The sequence below is a fragment of the Streptomyces roseolus genome (assembly GCF_014649855.1).
GTDB lineage: Bacteria > Actinomycetota > Actinomycetes > Streptomycetales > Streptomycetaceae > Streptomyces > Streptomyces roseolus.
In genome coordinates this window covers 80,624-96,078 of record NZ_BMTV01000006.1, presented here as the reverse complement: position 1 = coordinate 96,078, position 15,455 = coordinate 80,624, and the positions used below count along the sequence as shown (strand labels likewise).

Annotated in this window: 15 protein-coding genes, 1 pseudogene and 1 riboswitch; of the genes and pseudogenes, 9 read left to right on the top strand and 7 right to left on the bottom strand. The window is 74.9% G+C overall.

What is annotated here, in order from left to right:
* Position 1: 1 nt before the first annotated feature.
* A complete protein-coding gene (locus IE245_RS08960; RefSeq protein ID WP_189946234.1) occupies positions 2–415 on the bottom strand; it encodes a (2Fe-2S) ferredoxin domain-containing protein in 414 nt (137 codons plus the stop codon).
* Entirely contained in the window at positions 415–2,409 is a 1,995-nt protein-coding gene (locus tag IE245_RS08955) for a heavy metal translocating P-type ATPase (protein WP_189946233.1), read from the bottom strand. Before IE245_RS08955 ends, IE245_RS08960 begins: the two co-directional genes overlap by 1 nt.
* A gap of 94 nt (positions 2,410–2,503) precedes the next feature.
* Here IE245_RS08955 and IE245_RS08950 point away from each other — a divergent pair, with 94 nt between their 5' ends.
* From IE245_RS08950 to kilB, 5 genes and pseudogenes are all read left to right on the top strand, one after another.
* Positions 2,504–2,914, top strand: coding sequence for an ArsR/SmtB family transcription factor (locus IE245_RS08950; protein ID WP_189946232.1), 411 nt, complete (start codon positions 2,504–2,506; stop codon positions 2,912–2,914).
* 87 nt (positions 2,915–3,001) lie between these two features.
* Positions 3,002–3,124, top strand: a riboswitch (cobalamin riboswitch).
* A 141-nt stretch (positions 3,125–3,265) separates the two neighbouring features.
* Positions 3,266–4,285: an ABC transporter substrate-binding protein gene (locus IE245_RS08945; RefSeq protein ID WP_373305295.1), complete on the top strand. Its 1,020-nt coding sequence runs from the start codon at positions 3,266–3,268 to the stop codon at positions 4,283–4,285.
* Between the two features lie 23 nt (positions 4,286–4,308).
* Positions 4,309–5,343 (top strand): FecCD family ABC transporter permease, encoded by a 1,035-nt coding sequence (locus IE245_RS08940; protein WP_229851159.1) that lies wholly within the window; start codon positions 4,309–4,311, stop codon positions 5,341–5,343.
* Entirely contained in the window at positions 5,340–6,152 is an 813-nt protein-coding gene (locus tag IE245_RS08935) for an ABC transporter ATP-binding protein (RefSeq protein WP_189946229.1), read from the top strand. Before IE245_RS08940 ends, IE245_RS08935 begins: the two co-directional genes overlap by 4 nt.
* A 59-nt stretch (positions 6,153–6,211) precedes the next feature.
* Positions 6,212–6,610, top strand: a pseudogene (gene kilB, locus IE245_RS38270) (plasmid transfer protein KilB); the annotation flags it as partial.
* Between the two features lie 45 nt (positions 6,611–6,655).
* Here kilB and IE245_RS08930 read toward each other — a convergent pair.
* The 4 genes from IE245_RS08930 to IE245_RS08915 form a co-directional block, all read right to left on the bottom strand.
* Positions 6,656–7,855 carry a PP2C family protein-serine/threonine phosphatase gene (locus IE245_RS08930; RefSeq protein ID WP_189946228.1) on the bottom strand — a complete coding sequence of 400 codons (1,200 nt, stop codon included), beginning with the start codon at positions 7,853–7,855 and terminating at the stop codon, positions 6,656–6,658.
* Between the two features lie 589 nt (positions 7,856–8,444).
* Positions 8,445–8,846 carry a gas vesicle protein K gene (locus tag IE245_RS08925; RefSeq protein ID WP_189946227.1) on the bottom strand — a complete coding sequence of 134 codons (402 nt, stop codon included), beginning with the start codon at positions 8,844–8,846 and terminating at the stop codon, positions 8,445–8,447.
* The gene (locus IE245_RS36810; RefSeq protein WP_229851158.1) at positions 8,843–9,139 is read right to left on the bottom strand and encodes a gas vesicle protein; all 297 of its coding nucleotides are present in this window, start codon (positions 9,137–9,139) and stop codon (positions 8,843–8,845) included. Before IE245_RS36810 ends, IE245_RS08925 begins: the two co-directional genes overlap by 4 nt.
* Positions 9,136–9,432, bottom strand: coding sequence for a GvpL/GvpF family gas vesicle protein (locus IE245_RS08915; protein WP_229851157.1), 297 nt, complete (start codon positions 9,430–9,432; stop codon positions 9,136–9,138). Before IE245_RS08915 ends, IE245_RS36810 begins: the two co-directional genes overlap by 4 nt.
* A gap of 69 nt (positions 9,433–9,501) precedes the next feature.
* On the opposite strand from IE245_RS08915, the gene IE245_RS08910 reads away from it, so the two are divergent.
* On the top strand, positions 9,502–10,518 hold the full coding sequence (locus IE245_RS08910; RefSeq protein WP_189946226.1) for an SRPBCC family protein: 1,017 nt from the start codon (positions 9,502–9,504) through the stop codon (positions 10,516–10,518).
* 186 nt (positions 10,519–10,704) lie between these two features.
* A complete protein-coding gene (locus IE245_RS08905) occupies positions 10,705–11,277 on the top strand; it encodes an antibiotic biosynthesis monooxygenase (protein ID WP_189946225.1) in 573 nt (190 codons plus the stop codon).
* A gap of 67 nt (positions 11,278–11,344) precedes the next feature.
* On the opposite strand, the gene IE245_RS08900 is transcribed toward IE245_RS08905, so the two are convergent.
* The gene (locus tag IE245_RS08900) at positions 11,345–12,355 is read right to left on the bottom strand and encodes an aldo/keto reductase (RefSeq protein WP_189946224.1); all 1,011 of its coding nucleotides are present in this window, start codon (positions 12,353–12,355) and stop codon (positions 11,345–11,347) included.
* A 283-nt stretch (positions 12,356–12,638) separates the two neighbouring features.
* On the opposite strand from IE245_RS08900, the gene IE245_RS08895 reads away from it, so the two are divergent.
* Both IE245_RS08895 and IE245_RS08890 read left to right on the top strand, forming a co-directional pair.
* Positions 12,639–13,730 carry an AfsR/SARP family transcriptional regulator gene (locus IE245_RS08895; protein ID WP_189946384.1) on the top strand — a complete coding sequence of 364 codons (1,092 nt, stop codon included), beginning with the start codon at positions 12,639–12,641 and terminating at the stop codon, positions 13,728–13,730.
* A gap of 197 nt (positions 13,731–13,927) precedes the next feature.
* Positions 13,928–15,455, top strand: a 1,528-nt coding sequence (locus IE245_RS08890; protein ID WP_229851156.1) for a PLL family lectin, incomplete at its 3' end; no start/stop codon positions are given.

The following is a 15,455-nucleotide window of genomic DNA, read 5'->3' as shown; positions in this document are numbered from 1 at the left end:
CCTACGCGTCGGGGAGTTCGGCGCGGACGCGGCGGGAGGGGCTGAAGGCGTAGAGGTCGAGGACGCCCGGGGGGTCGGCGAGGCCGGGGCCGCCGGCCTCTATCCAGTCGGCGATGTCCCGGGCGGCGTCCGGGTCGTTGACGAGGCCGAGCCAGACCGGGCGGCCGCCCGCCGCCCGGCCGGCGGCGGAGGGCTGGACGACGACCACGTTGGCCTGCTCGCAGGAGTCCAGGCAGCCGGTGACCCGGACCCTGGCGCCGTCCGGCACGGCGCGGCGCAGGGCGGCGAGCTGGGCGGCGTGGTCGACGCCGGGGATCTTGGGCGTGCCGCAGCAGCAGCCGCGGCACACGGTGACCGTGCAGGTGGCGGACGCGCCCGCGGCGGCTGTCTTCCGCTTGTCGGTGCGGCGGCTCATCACGTCTCCTGGTGGGTGGTGGGGCGGGAACGGCGCCAGGCGCCGTCGGCGAGCAGGCGCAGGCCGTTGAGGCCGACGAGGACGGTGGAGCCTTCGTGGCCGGCGACGCCGAGGGGCAGGGGCAGCGTACCGACGAGGTCCCAGACCGCCAGCACGGCGATGAACGTTCCCGCGATGACGAGGTTCTGGATCACGAGCGCGCGGGCCCTGCGGGACAGGTTCACCACGGTGGGGACGGTCGCGAGTTCGTCACGTACGACGACGGCGTCGGCGGTCTCCAGGGCGAGGTCCGAGCCCGCCCGGCCCATGGCGATGCCGATGTGGGCGGCGGCGAGGGCGGGGGCGTCGTTGACGCCGTCCCCGACGACCAGGACCTTGGCGCCGGCGTCGCGGAGCTCGTGGACGGCGGCGACCTTGTCCTGGGGCAGCAGCCCGGCCCGCACGTCGGTGATGCCGACCTCGGCGGCGAGGCGGGCGGCGGCGCGCGGGTTGTCGCCGGTGACCAGGATCGGCGCGCCGCCGGTCAGTGCGGCGAGGGCGCGGGTCGCGTCGGCGGCCCCGGGGCGGAGCCGGTCGGCGATCCCGAGGACGCCGACCGGGCGCCCGTCGACGGTGACCACGACGGCGGTGCGTCCCTCCGCCTCCAGTCCGTCGGCGAGGACGGCGGCCGGGTGCGCGGGGTCGTCGAGGAGGCGGGCGGGGCTGCCGACGGCGACGGCGCGGCCGTCCACGGTGGCGCTGACGCCCGTGCCGGGCGTGGAGGCGAAGTCCTCGGCCGGCGCCGGCTCCAGTCCCCGCGCGCGGGCCGCTTCGACGACGGCGCGGGCGAGGGGGTGCTCGCTGGGGTGCTCGGCCGCCGCGGCGGCCCCGAGGACCCCGTCGGCGTCGAGGCCGGCGTCGGCCAGGGGGTGGACGTCGGTGACGCGGGGGGTGCCCTCGGTGAGGGTGCCGGTCTTGTCCAGGGCCACCGCGTCGATCTGGCCGAGGCGTTCCATGACCACGGCGGACTTCACCAGGACGCCGTGGCGGCCCGCGTTGGCCATGGCGGAGAGGAGCGGGGGCATGGTGGCGAGGACGACGGCGCACGGGGAGGCGACGATCATGAAGGTCATCGCCCGGAGCAGGGTGGACCGGAGGTCGGAGCCGAGGAGCAGCGGGATCGTGAAGACCAGCAGGGTGACGGCGACCATGGCGAGGCTGTAGCGCTGTTCGACCTTCTCGATGAAGAGCTGGGTCGGCGCCTTGGTCTCGGCGGCCTCCTCGACCATCGCCACGATCCGGGCGATCACCGACTCCGAGGGGTCGCGCTCGACCCGCACGCGCAGGGCGCCGGAGCCGTTCAGGGTGCCGGCGAAGACCTCGTCGCCGGGCTGCTTGGCCGCGGGCAGCGGTTCCCCGGTGATGGTGGCCTGGTCGACGTCGCTCGCGCCGTCGAGCACGCGGCCGTCGGCGCCGATCCGCTCGCCGGGCCGGACGAGGACGACGTCGCCGACGGCGAGGGAGCCGGCCGGGACGACCTCCTCCGTGCCGTCGGCCGCGAGCCGCGTCGCCGTCTCCGGCGCCAGGTCGAGCAGGCCGCGTACGGAGTCGGCGGTCCGGGCGGTGGCGACGGCCTCCAGCGCGCCGGAGGTCGCGAAGATGACGATGAGCAGCGCGCCGTCGAGGACCTGGCCGATGGCGGCGGCGCCGAGCGCGGCCACCACCATCAGGAGGTCCACGTCCAGGATCCGTTGCCTGAGCGCCTTCAGGCCCTCCCAGCCCGGCTCCCAGCCGCCGGTGACGTAGGTCGCCGCGAACAGCGGGCCCCACAGCCAGGCCGGCGCGTCCAGCAGGTACGGCGGGAGCGCGGCCAGGAAGAGCAGCAGAGCCGCGAGCGCCCAGCGGGCCTCGGGGAGCGCCAGGACGCGGGTGCGTCCGCGGGGCGGTACGCGGTCCGGGCGCGGCGACGGGGCGACGGGGGTCTGCGGCCCCGGGCTCTGCACGACAGAGGACATGACGAAGCAACCCTTCACGGGGCCGGCGGGACGGTGCGCCCACCATACAGGAACACATGAATAGGTCTTCAGATGTCGCCCGTATCATGGTCACATGGGCCACGGACCGATTGCCACCAGCACCACCCGCGAACGCCTCGACGCGGTCGGCGCCACCGACGTCGCCGCGACGCTCCAGGCCCTCGCCACGCCCTCGCGGCTGTACATCCTGGCGCGCCTGCACGAAGGGCCCTCCTCGGTCGGCGAGTTGGCGACGGCCGTCGGCATGGAGCCCTCCGCCTGCTCCCACCAGCTCCGCCTGCTGCGCAACCTCGGCCTGGTGACCGGCGAGCGCCACGGCCGCTCGATCGTCTACGCCCTCCACGACAACCACGTCGCCGAACTCCTCGACCAGGCGCTGCACCACGTCGAGCACCTGCGCCTCGGCGTCCGCGACCTGCCCGCCGAGCTCGACGCGCCCGCCGCCGGGGCCACGGCCGCCGCGGGCACCGCCGGGGGCGCGTAGCCCCGCGGGGGAGCAAGATCCGGTTGTGGTAGTTTGCCGGGGCCAGTCGCACCTCTGCACGTATCCACGCGGTACGCGCACGGGTCGGGGAATCCGGTGGGAATCCGGAACTGACGCGCAGCGGTGAGGGTGACGGGCGGGACATCGGCCACTGGGCCCCGAGGGGGCCTGGGAAGGCGTTCCGTCCGGACGACCCCGAGTCCGAAGACCTGCTGGCGGCCCGGGCGGCGGCCGTACGGCGTCCGGGGAGCACCGTACATCAGGCTCCGCGCATGAGCCGTGACGCAGAGGACCCTTCCCGTGCCCTTCCCCGCGCCTTTCGCACGCTCCGCCCGTGCTTTCCGTTCCACCGTGCTGCTCGTGGCCGGCGCCGTGCTCGTGGCCGGCTGCGGCGCGGGCGGGACGGCGGCGCCCGGCCCGTCCGGAGCGAAGGGGGCGGACACCGCCGGACACCCCGTCCGCCTCGACAACTGCGGACAGCGCGTCGAGGTCGCCGCCGCGCCCCGCCGGGCCGTCGCCCTCGACCAGGGCTCGGCCGAGATCCTGCTCTCCCTCGGCCTCGCCGACCGGATGGCGGGCACCGCCACCTGGACGGATCCGGTCCTCAAGGGCCTGGAGGAGGCGAACGCGTCCGTGCCCCGGCTCGCCGAGCGCTACCCGTCGTTCGAGAAGGTGCTCGACGCCGAACCCGACTTCGTCAGCGCCTCCTTCCTCCACACCCTGGGCAAGGGCGGCGTGGCGCCCCGCGAGCGGTTCACGGAGCTCGGCGTCCCCACGTACCTCTCCCCCGCCGACTGCGTCGGCAAGGACAACGGCGGCGACGGCGACGGCGTGCGGACCGAGCCCCTCACGATGGACGCCGTGTACGGCGAGGTCCGCGACCTGGCGCGGATCTTCGGCGTTCCGGAGCGCGGCGAGAAGCTCGTCGGGGAGCTCCGCGCCCGGGTCGAGAAGGCCAAGGCCGGCGCCGACTTCGGCGGGGCGTCCGTCCTGTACTGGTTCTCCGACTCCCAGGGTCCGTACATGGCCGGCTGCTGCGGCGCGCCCGGGATCATGAGCGGGACGCTCGGCGTCAAGAACGTCTTCGACGACACGAAGGAGGAGTGGCCGCAGATCAACTGGGAGACGGTCGTGGACCGCGACCCCGACGTGCTGGTGATCGCCGACCTGACCCGCAAGGCCCAGTCGGCCGAGAGTGCCGCGAAGAAGATCGAGTTCCTGGAGTCGCACCCGGTCACCCGGAACATGACGGCCGTCCGGAAGAAGCGGTACGTGATCCTCAGCGGCCAGGCCATGAACCCCACCATCCGCACCGTGGAAGGCATCGAGCAGCTGGCCGCCGCCCTGCGCACGCACGGGCTCGCCACGTGACCCCCGCCTCCACGTCCGCGTCCGTGTCCGCCTCCGTGCGGTCCTCCCGCGCGCTCACGCCGCTCGCCGGGGCCGCCGGGGTCGCCCTCCTCTGCGTCTCCGTCGCGCTCGCCGTCACCCTCGGCCCGGCCGACGTCCGGGTCGCCGACGCCTGGTCCGTCGTCGCCGCGCGCCTCGGCGGGGAGCCGTCCGGCCTGAGCGCGATCCGCGAGGGCATCGTCTGGGACCTGCGGCTGCCGCGCACCCTCCTCGCCGCCGTGTGCGGGGCCGGGCTCGCCGTCTGCGGCGCGGTGATGCAGTCCCTGCTGCGCAATCCGCTCGCCGACCCCTTCGTCCTCGGCGTCTCCTCCGGCGCATCGACCGGCGCGGTCGCGGTCGTCGTCCTCGGCGCCGGCGGCGGCCTGGTGTCCGTCACCGGCGGCGCCTTCCTGGGCGCGGTCTGCTCCTTCGCCCTGGTCCTGCTGCTGAGCCACACCCTGGGCGGGTCGACGGACCGCGTCGTCCTCGCGGGGGTCGCGGCCATGCAGCTCTTCTCCGCCCTGACCTCCTTCGTCGTGATGACCGCCGCCGACGCCGAGACCACCCGGGGCGTCCTCTTCTGGCTGCTGGGCTCGCTCAGCGGGGCGGACTGGACCGATGCGGGGGTGTGCGCGGCGGTGCTGGCCGGCGCGCTCCTCGTGTGCGGCGGACACGCCCGTACGCTCGACGCCTTCGCGTTCGGCGAGGACGCGGCGGCGACGCTCGGCGTCCCCGTGGCGCGGACCCGGCTCGTCCTCCTCTCCGTGACCGCCCTGCTGACCGCCGTCCTGGTGTCCTCGGCGGGCGCGATCGGCTTCGTCGGCCTGGTCCTGCCGCACGCGGTCCGCGCCCTCACCGGCCCGGGGCACGCCCGGCTGCTGCCGCTGACCGCGCTCGCCGGGGCGGTCTTCCTCGTCTGGGCCGACACCCTCGCCCGTACGGTCCTCGACCCGCAGGAGGTGCCGGTCGGCGTGGTGACGTCGCTGATCGGCGTCCCCGCGTTCGTCCTCGTCCTGTACCGCACCAGGAGCGCCCGATGACCGACACGCCGTCCCCGTCCGACGCCGGTACGGGGCTCCGCGCCGAGGGGATCTCCCGGACCGCCGGGGGCGCGCTCGTCCTGGACGGCGTGACGCTGGCGCCCCGCCCGGGCACGCTCACCGGGCTGCTGGGGCCGAACGGCTCGGGGAAGTCCACCCTGCTGCGCGTCCTGGCGGGCGTCCTCGCGCCGGACGCCGGGGTGGTGACCCTGGACGGCGCGCCGCTCCCCACCGTGCCGCGCCGCGCGCTCGCCCGGCGCGTCGCGGTCGTCGAGCAGCACGCCGACACCCAGGTGGACCTCACCGTGGCCGACGCCGTACGCCTCGGCCGCGTCCCGCACCGACGGGCCTGGTCGCCCGCGACCGCCGCCGACGAGGAGGCCGTACGGTCCGCCCTGGCCCGCACCGGCCTCGCCGACCGGGCCCACCGCACCTGGCGGACCCTCTCCGGCGGCGAGCGGCAGCGCGTCCAGATCGCCCGCGCCCTCGCGCAGGAACCGCGCGAACTGCTGCTCGACGAGCCGACGAACCACCTCGACATCCAGCACCAGCTGGACCTCCTCGCCCTGGTCTCGGCCCTGCCGCTGACCTGCGTGGTGGCCCTGCACGACCTCAACCTCGCCGCGATGCACTGCGACCACCTGGTGGTGCTGCGCGAGGGACGCGTGGCGGCGGCCGGGCCGGTGCGCGAGGTCCTCACCGAGCGGCTCGTCGCGGACGTCTACGGCGTCCGCGCCGCCGTCACCCACCCCGGCCCGGACGGCCGCCCCCACATCCGGTTCCTCGGCACGGCACCCCGGGACGGCTGACGGGCGGTGGCCTGTTCGCGCCCTGTCGGGACGGGCCGCCGGATGGTCGACCGGTCGCCGTGTCGGGCATCATCGCGGCGGCCGTCGCCGTCATCGGAACCTTGCCGGGCGCCGTCGTCGCCCACCGCTACCAGGAGAGGACCGCACTCAGGTCGGCGGCCCGCGCCGGCCGGGAGCGCGGCCACCAGCGCCTCCTCGACGCCTGCGCCGGGTTCGTCGCCGCGGCGGAGGACTACCGGCGCGCCCAGTACGACCGGTGGACGAGCCACCACACGGCGCCGGACACGGAGGCGGCCCTCGCCGCGCGCGCCGCGTCGCACCGCCTCTCCGTCGAGGTCCGCGGCGGTGTCCTCCGGCTGCGGCTCGTCGCCCCCGCACCGGCCGCGCGCCGGCTCGCCGAGCGGGCCGCCGAGATCCTGACGCGGACCCTGGAGAACTTCTTCGCCGTCGACCGGGCCGACCTGCTCGCCGGGGCGAGGCCGTGGAACGCGCCTGCGAGACCTTCACGGCGGAGGCGGCGGAGGCACTGGCCGCGGAGGAGTGACGGCCGGCCGCGGGGCGGGGGGAGGACCCGGATCCGGGTCCCGCGCGGTCCTCTGTACGGCGACGAGCGCCGCGTCGTCGCCGAGGTGGCCGCCCGCGTACGCCTGGAGGTCGGCCCGCAGCCGGTCGAGGAGCGCCGACGGCTCGTCCCCGTCGCCGGCCCAGGCCGCGAGCCGTTCCCCGAGGGGGTAGAAGGCGCGGCCGCGGTCACGGGCCTCCGTCACCCCGTCCGTGTGGAGGAGCAGCACGTCACCGACCGCGAAGGGGAAGGTCTCGACGGTCACGTCCGCCGCGAGGACGTCCGAGAGCCCGAGCGGGGGGCTCGTCCCGGCCGACGCGAGGGGGATCACCCGGCCCCCGCTGAGGAGCAGCGGCGGCGGGTGGCCGCAGTTCACGAGGCGTACGAGCGGCTCGCGGTCGGGGACGTCGAGGACGAGGGCGGTGACGAAGGCCTCGTCGGTGCCGTCGGCGTCGCCCGTCCGGTGGCTCCGCTCGGCCGAGCCGACGCCCGCCTCCAGCCGCCCGACCAGTTCGGGCAGCCCCGGCTCCCGGCGGGCCGTGACCCGGAAGGCGCCGAGGACGAGCGAGGCCTCGCTGACGGCGTCGAGTCCCTTGCCCCGGGCGTCACCGATGAGCAGTCGCGTCCCGGAGGCCGTACGGGCGGCCGCGTACAGGTCGCCGCCCATCTGCGCCTCCTCCTCCGCGGCGAGGTAGACCGAGGCGATCCGCAGGGGTCCCGCCCGCTCGGGGAGGGGCGGCAGGACGACGCTCTGGGCGGCGTGGGCGATCGAGCGGAGGCGCGCCATCCGGCCCTCGTCGCGTTCACGGAGGTGGGCGAAGAAGGTGGCGATGACGGAGATCAGGACGAGGGCGACGATCTGGTAGGTGTGGTTGAGGTCCGTGACGCTGGTGCGGGCGACCGCCACCACCGCCTGCGCGAGGACCGCGACGGCGCCGACGAAGGCCGTCATCCGGGCCCCGGCGAAGGAGGCCGTCACGGCGGGCGCGGCGATCAGGAACGGCCCCAGGTGCACCTCGGGCGGGACCAGGAGGTCCACGATCGTGACCGCGGCGATCAGCGCGAACGGGACGGCGAGCAGGAACCGCCGCCGGGCGCGCCGTGGCGGCCGGGAAACGGGGTCTCGCCGGAGGGGGCACACGTAAAAGGCATACCTCAGGCTCCGGGGCCTGTCCTGTCCTGCCGCGTTCCGTCGTGCCCTGCGCGGTGCCACGGCGATGTTCGACGTCGCGGCGATGGTGAAGGGGCCCGTGGGAACGGGAAACCCCCAGGGCTTCTTCATGGGGTCCCTGGGCCCCGGTCCCCGCGGAAAGGCGGTGGGAGATGTCCGCGAAATTCGGCGTGGGGCGGCGCGGGCACCGCTGGGGTGTCGGCCGGGCGCTCGTCCGGTGGACGCCCAAGGCCCTCGTGTGGCGGGGTTCCGTCCGCGTGACGAAGCGGGGGCTCCGCCTGCTGGGCTGGTGCACGTGGCCGGCGCTGCGGCGGGCCGTGCGCGCGAGGGTGCCGAAGGCCGTCCGGCGCGGGAGGCAGGACGGTGGTCGTCGGGCCGTTCCCGGGAGGGAGCCGGCCCGAGCACGTGGGAGCGAGGCGAAGGCCCGCAGGGAGGACGGGCTCTCCCGGGCGGTGGCCGGCGGGGGGTGTCCGCGTCCGTCGGCGCGTTCTTCGCGCTCACCCCACGGAGCGGAGCGGCTCGGCGCGCCGGCGGAAGGCTCAGTGCGCCGGAGGAAGGCTCAGTGCGCCGGAGGAAGCAGGTGGCCGAGCGGGCCGAGGTCGAGATTGAGGTCCTCGAGCCGGTAGCCGTGCTCGGCGCACAGTTCGGTCATGCGGTCGTGGAGGGCGAGGAGCGTGGCACCGAGTTCCTCCTCCTGCGCGTCCGTGAGGTCGCCCGCGTCGACGCGACGCAGGGCCTGGCGTTCGATGAGCTGGCGAAGAAGCTCGACGACGGTGAGGACGAGCTTGAGGAGGTCCTCGCCGACGGTCTCCGGGTCGGTGCGCAGGCGGTGGGCGGGGGGCGCTTCGGCTCCGGCGCCTTCCGGAGGTGCCTGGACCAGCCGGAAGGCGTGGGCGAGGGGGTCCCCGAGGCCGTCGAGGCCGGGACGAGGCGCTCGCGGGGATCGATCGTCGTCGTTCATGGCCGGTCCCCGGGGTCGAAGAGGTCGTCGCCGGGATCGAAGGGGCCGTCGCCGGGGACGAAGGGGCCGTCGCCGGGATCGAAGGGGGCGGCGGCGGGGACGAGGGGGGCGGCGCCGGATGGGGTGACGGAGGTGATCAGGGCGCGCAGGGAGATGCGGACGAGGTCGATGTCGGCGATGGACAGGACGATGTCCCCGGTGATGACGACGCCCCCCGCGAGGAGCCGGTCGAGGAGGTCGACGAGGGCGACCTGCCGGCCCGGGAGGGGTTCGTTCCGTTCGGCGGGGGTCATGAGGGCGTACCGCGGTCGTCCGGCGGTGGCGCGGCGAAGGAGTAGGGCGCCCAGGGGCCGGTGACGTCGACGCGGATGCCGGGCAGGTCCTGGCCGGCCTCCTCCAGGGCGGCGAGGAAGGCGTCGGTCATGTCGTCGGGGACGAGATAGGCGTCGTTGAGGACGTTCTCGCCCGTCCCGCCGTCCTCGCCGCCGTCGCCGTGGGCGAGCGGTCCGGTCTGGACGGGATGGCGGACGGCCTGGGCGGCGTGCCGGGCGGCCGCGGCGGGTACGGGCCGCGCCCCGGCGTCCAAGCGAGCGGCGAAGAAGACCACGACCGCACGCGCGGCCGGCCGCAAGACGACCGGGCGGAGGTGAGGACCATGGCGACCGACCGTTCGACCGACGAAACCCGCTCCGGCTTCGACCGGTTGATGGACGAGGCCTCCGCCTACCTGGCGGCTCAGGCCGACCGGCTCGCGGACAAGGCCGTCGACAAGCTGGACGATCTGACCGACGGCCTCCAGGACGTCGCCGAGAACGGCGGCAGGCTCGGGGACCTCGGGGGCCGCCTGCTCCAGGGCGACTCCCCCCTCAAGGCCGTGGCCGGCCAGGCGTTCGGCGGGCTCAAGGACAAGGTCAAGGACGTGGGCTCCGGGCTGCTCGGCGGAAAGAAGAAGAACCGCAAGGGCAGCGCCAAGGCCGTCAACATCATCGAGTCCATCGACGTCGGAGTGCCCCTGCGCACGGCCTACGACCACTGGACGCAGTACGAGGAGTTCAGCAGCTTCGCCAAGGGGGTGCGGAGCGTCTCCCGAGGTGACGACACGACCACCGACTGGAAGGTCAAGGTCGGCCCGTCCACCCGCGGCTGGAAGGCCACCGTCCAGGAGCAGGTACCCGACGAGCGGATCGTGTGGACGTCGGAGGGGGCCAAGGGGTCCACGCGCGGATGCGTGAGCTTCCACGAGCTCGCGCCCTCGCTGACGCGCATCCTCCTGGTCGTCGAGTACTACCCTTCCGGGCTCTTCGAGAAGACCGGCAACATGTGGCGGGCCCAGGGCCGCCGCATGCGCCTGGACCTGAAGAACTTCGGCCGCTACGTCACCCTGGCCGGCGAGGAGCCGGAGGGCTGGCGCGGGGAGATCGAGGACGGCGAGGTCGTCCTGACCCACGAGGAAGCCCTCGAAGAGGAGCGCTCCGACGAGGAGGAGCCCGAGGACGAGGAAGAGCCCGAGGAGGGCGAAGAGCAGGAGGAGTACCCCGACGAGGAAGCCGAACCCGACGAGGAGGAAGCCGAGTACGAGGACGGCGAGGACGAGGACGAGGACGGCGAGGACGAGTACGAGTACGAGGACGCCTACGACGACGAGGAGACCGGTCCGCCCCGACGCCGATAGGGGCGGACATCGCGCGCCCCGGCGGCCGGGCGCCGCCCCCGCCGGCGGTGGGACGGGGCCGGGCGGTGCCGCGGCGGACCTCCGCGCTCGTCGAGCTCCGGGAGGCCGCCCTTCCCGGCGCGTGCCGCCCGGTTCCGCCGTGTCGGTAGAGTGGGCGCGGGCGCGGTGAGATCACGAGGAGTCGACGTGACCGCGGTCAGTCTCGAACACGCCACCGTCCCCGCCGACACCGGCGAGGTGACCCTGCTGATAGCCCGCCGGGTGGAGCCCGGCCACGAGGCCTCGTTCCAGCGGTGGGCGCAGGGCATCCTCGACACCGCCGCGACCTTCCCCGGGCACCTCGGGTACGGGCTCTTCCGCTCCTCCGGCGGCGACGCCCCCTGGTTCCTGGTGCACCGGTTCCGGGACGCGGAGGCCTGCCGGACGTGGCAGGAGTCGCCGGAGCGGGCGGCCTGGTTCGCCGACTGCGAGGGGCACCACCACACCGAGATCGCGCGGCGGAAGCTGACCGGCATGGAGACGTGGTTCGCCGAGCCGGGTTCCACCCGGCCCGCGCCGCCCCGCTGGAAGATGGCGGTGAGCGCGACCCTGGCGATCTACCCGATCTCCGTCCTCGGCGGCCTCTTCCTGACGCCCCGCCTCGCCGGCCTCCCCCTCCTCCTGGGCAGCCTGGTCACCGCCTGCGTCTTCAACGTGTTCATGACGTACGTGTCGATGCCGGCGGTCAGCAGACTGCTGCGCCGCTGGCTCACCCCGTAGCGGGCGCCCGGGCGGGGAGCCGGACGGGCGGTCCGGACGGCGGGGGGTGCGTCTCCGGAGGGAGCGGTCAGGCGCCGTCGGGGAGCGGGGCGGCGGGGCTGACGAGGCCGGCGGTGCGCAGCTCGGTCCAGAACGCGGCCGGGACCGTCTCGGCGAGCGCCGCGGTGTCCTCGGCGATGCGGCCGGGGCGGGAGGCGCCGGGGACGACCGCGGCGGCTGCCGGGTGGGCGAGGGAGAACTGCAGGGCGGCGGCCTTGACGCTGACGCCGTGCCGCTCGGCCAGCGCCGTCAGCTTCCCGACCCGCTCGATGATCCCGGCGGGCGCCTGCTGGTACTCGAAGTGGGTGCCGCCGGCGAGGACGCCGGAGCTGTAGGGGCCGCCGACGACCATGTCGACGCCCTGCTCCTGCGCCATGGGGAGCAGCCGGGTCAGGGCGTGCTCGTGGTCGAGGAGGGTGTAGCGGCCGGCGAGGAGGAAGCCGTCGGGCCGGGGCTCGTCGAGGGCGAGGGTGAGCTCGATGGGTTCGGTCTTGTTGACGCCGAGGCCCCAGGCCTTGATGACGCCCTCGTCGCGCAGGCGGGACAGGACGCGGAAGGCGCCGGTGCGGGCCTCCTCGAAGGTGGCGAGCCAGGCGTCGCCGTGGAAGTCCTGGGCGATGTCGTGGACCCAGACGATGTCGAGGCGGTCGGTGCCCAGGCGCTTGAGGCTGCCCTCGATGGAGCGCTCGGTGGCGTCGGCGGTCCACTCGTGGAGGATCTTGTTCGGGTTGCCGTGTGCGAACAGGCCGCCCTTCTCGCCGAAGTCGGGGACGTCGGTCTCGTGCTCGTCGAGGATCACCCGGCCGACCTTCGTCGAGAGGACGTACTCGTCGCGCGGCTTGCCGGCGAGGACTTCGCCGAGCCGTTCCTCGGCGAGGCCCGCGCCGTAGAAGGGCGCGGTGTCGAAGAAGCGGATGCCGTGGTCCCAGGCGGCTTCGACGGTGGCGCGGGCCTCCTCGTCGGGGATCGCGCGGAACATGTTGCCGAGCGGGGCGGTGCCGAAGCCGAGGCGGCCGGGGAGGAGGTGCTGGAGCGACATGGAGGGGGTGCCTTCGCGGGAGGGGGCGGGTCGGGGTCGGGAGGGCCGTGCGGCCTTCCGCGTGCGCGCCGCGCCGTGGGGTGCGGGCGCCTCACGAAGAAGAGTATTACTTGCAGGCGCGGCTTAATGCAATCGCCGTATCGGCGCGTCCGCATGCAAATGTCTCCAGGGTGGCACACCGGCGTGTCACTCCGGAGCGTTCCGGATGCCGTGTCGTCCGTTCCTCCTCCTACCGTGTCGGCGGAGCCCGCCCGACCGAGCAGTACGGAGCCCGAGGAGCATGTTGCCGACGACCGCCACCGGCCGGCCGACCGCCGTCGCGCTCGGGCCGCTGGAGCGCCGGGTGCTCACCGGGGTCGGCTGCGGTCTGCGGGACGACGAGATCGCCGCTTCCCTCGCCCTCCCCGAGGAGAGGGTGGCCGAGCACTTCGCGCGGATCCTCGTGAAGCTCGGTCTGCGCGACCGGGCCGCGGCGATCGTCCACGCCTTCGACTCGGGCCTGGTCTCCCCGGGGCACGGCCCCCGCGCCCGGCCCTCGGACCGCCCGGCGCCGCGGGCCCGCAGCCGCCCGGACGACCCGCCGGAGATACGGATCTCCGTGCTGGGGCCTCTGCGGGCGTGGCGGGACGGCCGGCCGCTGGAGCTCGGGCATCCGCGCCAGCAGGCCGTGCTGGCCGCCCTCGCGACGGCGGCGGGGAGGACGCTGAGCCGGCGGGAACTCCTCGACGGCATCTGGGGCATGGAGCCGCCGGCCGCCAACGTGGTGCCGGTGTACGTCTACCGCCTGCGCGGGACCCTGCGCGCCGACGACCGGACGGACACCGTCATCGAGCACGACGGGCGACGCGGCTACCGCCTCGTTCCGGGGAGGGTCGACGTGGACCTCGGCCGTATGGAGAAGCTGGTGGCCGCCATCGGGGCGGCTGACCGGGCGGACGATCCGGCCGAGGCGGTCCGCCTCTGCTCCCGTGCGCTCGGGCTGTTCCGGGGCGAGCCCCTGGACGGGCTGCCCGGGCCGCTCGCCGAGCTGGAGCGGGTGCGGCTCGGCGAGCGCAGGATCGCCCTCGCGCGGTGGAGGGCGGAGTGCCGGCTGCGGCTCGGGCAGTGCGAGGACGCCGTGGGCGAGTTGTTCGCCCTGTCCACGGAGCAGCCGTGGAACGAGCCGGTCGCGGCGCTGCTGATGCGCGCCCTGTACCGCACCGGCCGGCAGGCCGAGGCACTCGCCGTGTTCGACCGCACCTGCCGGCGCCTCGCCGACGACCTCGGGGTCACGCCGAGCATGCAGCTGCGGCGGACCCGCCGGATGATCCTGTGCGGGGACGAGGCCGGTCTCGGCCGGCCGGCGGGGGCGGACGTGTCGATGCCGTTCGCCTGACGTCGCGCGCTCCGGCGCACCTCTCCGTCCTCGGCGGCGCCCGTGGGGAAGCCGGTGGCGGCGTCGAGCCGACGGGGCCCGTGGCGGCGTCCGCCGGGGACCATGGCGGCGGTCTCCGAAGCCCATGACCCCGGCGATTCCATCCTTATTTCATCGCCCCCTCCTAGGGTCGGCCGCCGACGACCTGGGAGGTCCGAGTGAAGACGTTACGTTCATGGTGGGGCGGGTTCCTCCTTCCCCTGCTGGCCGGCGCGCTGCTGCTGGGCGCCGTCGCGCCGCCCGCCGCGGCGCGCGTCACCGCCGCGGTGTCCTCCGACCGCGGCGGTCCGATCACCCGCGACGAGGTGATCCAGCGTGCGCAGATCTGGGTCGACCAGCGGCCCCCGTACAGCCAGCGGGCCCACTGGCCGGGCCCGGGCGGCGACTTCGACTACCGCACCGACTGCTCGGGGTTCGTGGCCATGGCCTGGCACCTGGACGCCAACCCCAACACGCAGGGCCTGCCGAACTTCTCGTACGAGATCGCACGGAACGAGCTGCGGGCCGGGGACATCCTCAACTCGTTCTACAACCACGTGATCATCTTCCACGCGTGGACGGACGACCAGGGCGGCTTCTCCTACTACAGCTTCGGCGGCGGCTCCAGCGGCGTCGAGCCGCCGGGGCGCTTCCACGGCAACATCCACGCCGCCACGATCGACGGCCACCCGAACGGCGACTACCGGGCGCTGCGCTACCGCAACATCGTCGACGAGGCCGCGACGCGCACGGCGCATCCCCACGGCTCGGGCCGGGTGGTGTCCGCGCGGTCCGCCGACGGACGGCTCGAAGCCTTCGCCGCCGGTGCCGACGGCGTGTACCACTCCTGGCAGACCGAGGTGAACGGCGGCTGGTCGCCCTGGCAGTTCAAGGGAGGCCCGCGCGACGCGCAGCTGGCCCTCGCGGCCAACGCGGACGGCCGGCTCGAACTGTTCGCGCTCTCGGACGCCACCTTCGACCACATGTGGCAGACCGCGCCCAGCGCGGGCTGGTCCGGCTGGGCCAACTTCGGCACCGGCGGACACCGGCTGGCGGCGGGCGCCAACGCCGACGGACGCGTCGAGGTGTTCGCGTCCAACACCAGCGGCGTGTTCCACCGCTGGCAGACGGCGCCCGGCGGCAGCTGGTCGTCCTGGGAGGGCGTCGGGGGCGGCCCGGCGCTCTCCCGGCTCGCCATGGAGACCGCGCCCGACGGACGCCTGGAGGTCTTCGCCCTGTCGGACTCGGCCTTCGGCCACCTCTACCAGACGGCCGTCAACGGCGGCTGGTCCGGGTGGGAGGACTTCGGCGGCGGCGGACACGACCTCGCCGTCAGCCACAACCAGGACGGGCGGCTCGAAGTGTTCGCCTCCAACTCCGACGGCGTCTTCCACAAGTGGCAGACCGGCCCCTCCTCCTGGTCGGAGTGGACGGGCACCGGCGGGATCCCCGACGCCGAGCTGACCACCGCGCGGACGGCCGACGGGCGCGTCGAGGTGTTCGCGATCAACGCGACCACGGCGAGCCACTCCTGGCAGACGGGGCGGAACGCACCGTACTCGGCCTGGGAGCCCTTCGGCGGCGGCGGCACCGAGATCGCCGCGTCCACCAACGCCGACGGACGCGTCGAGGTCTTCGGCACCAGCCACGCCGGTGTCTACCACCGCTGGCAGACGGGCTTCGCCGCGTGGTCGGACTGGGCCTGGC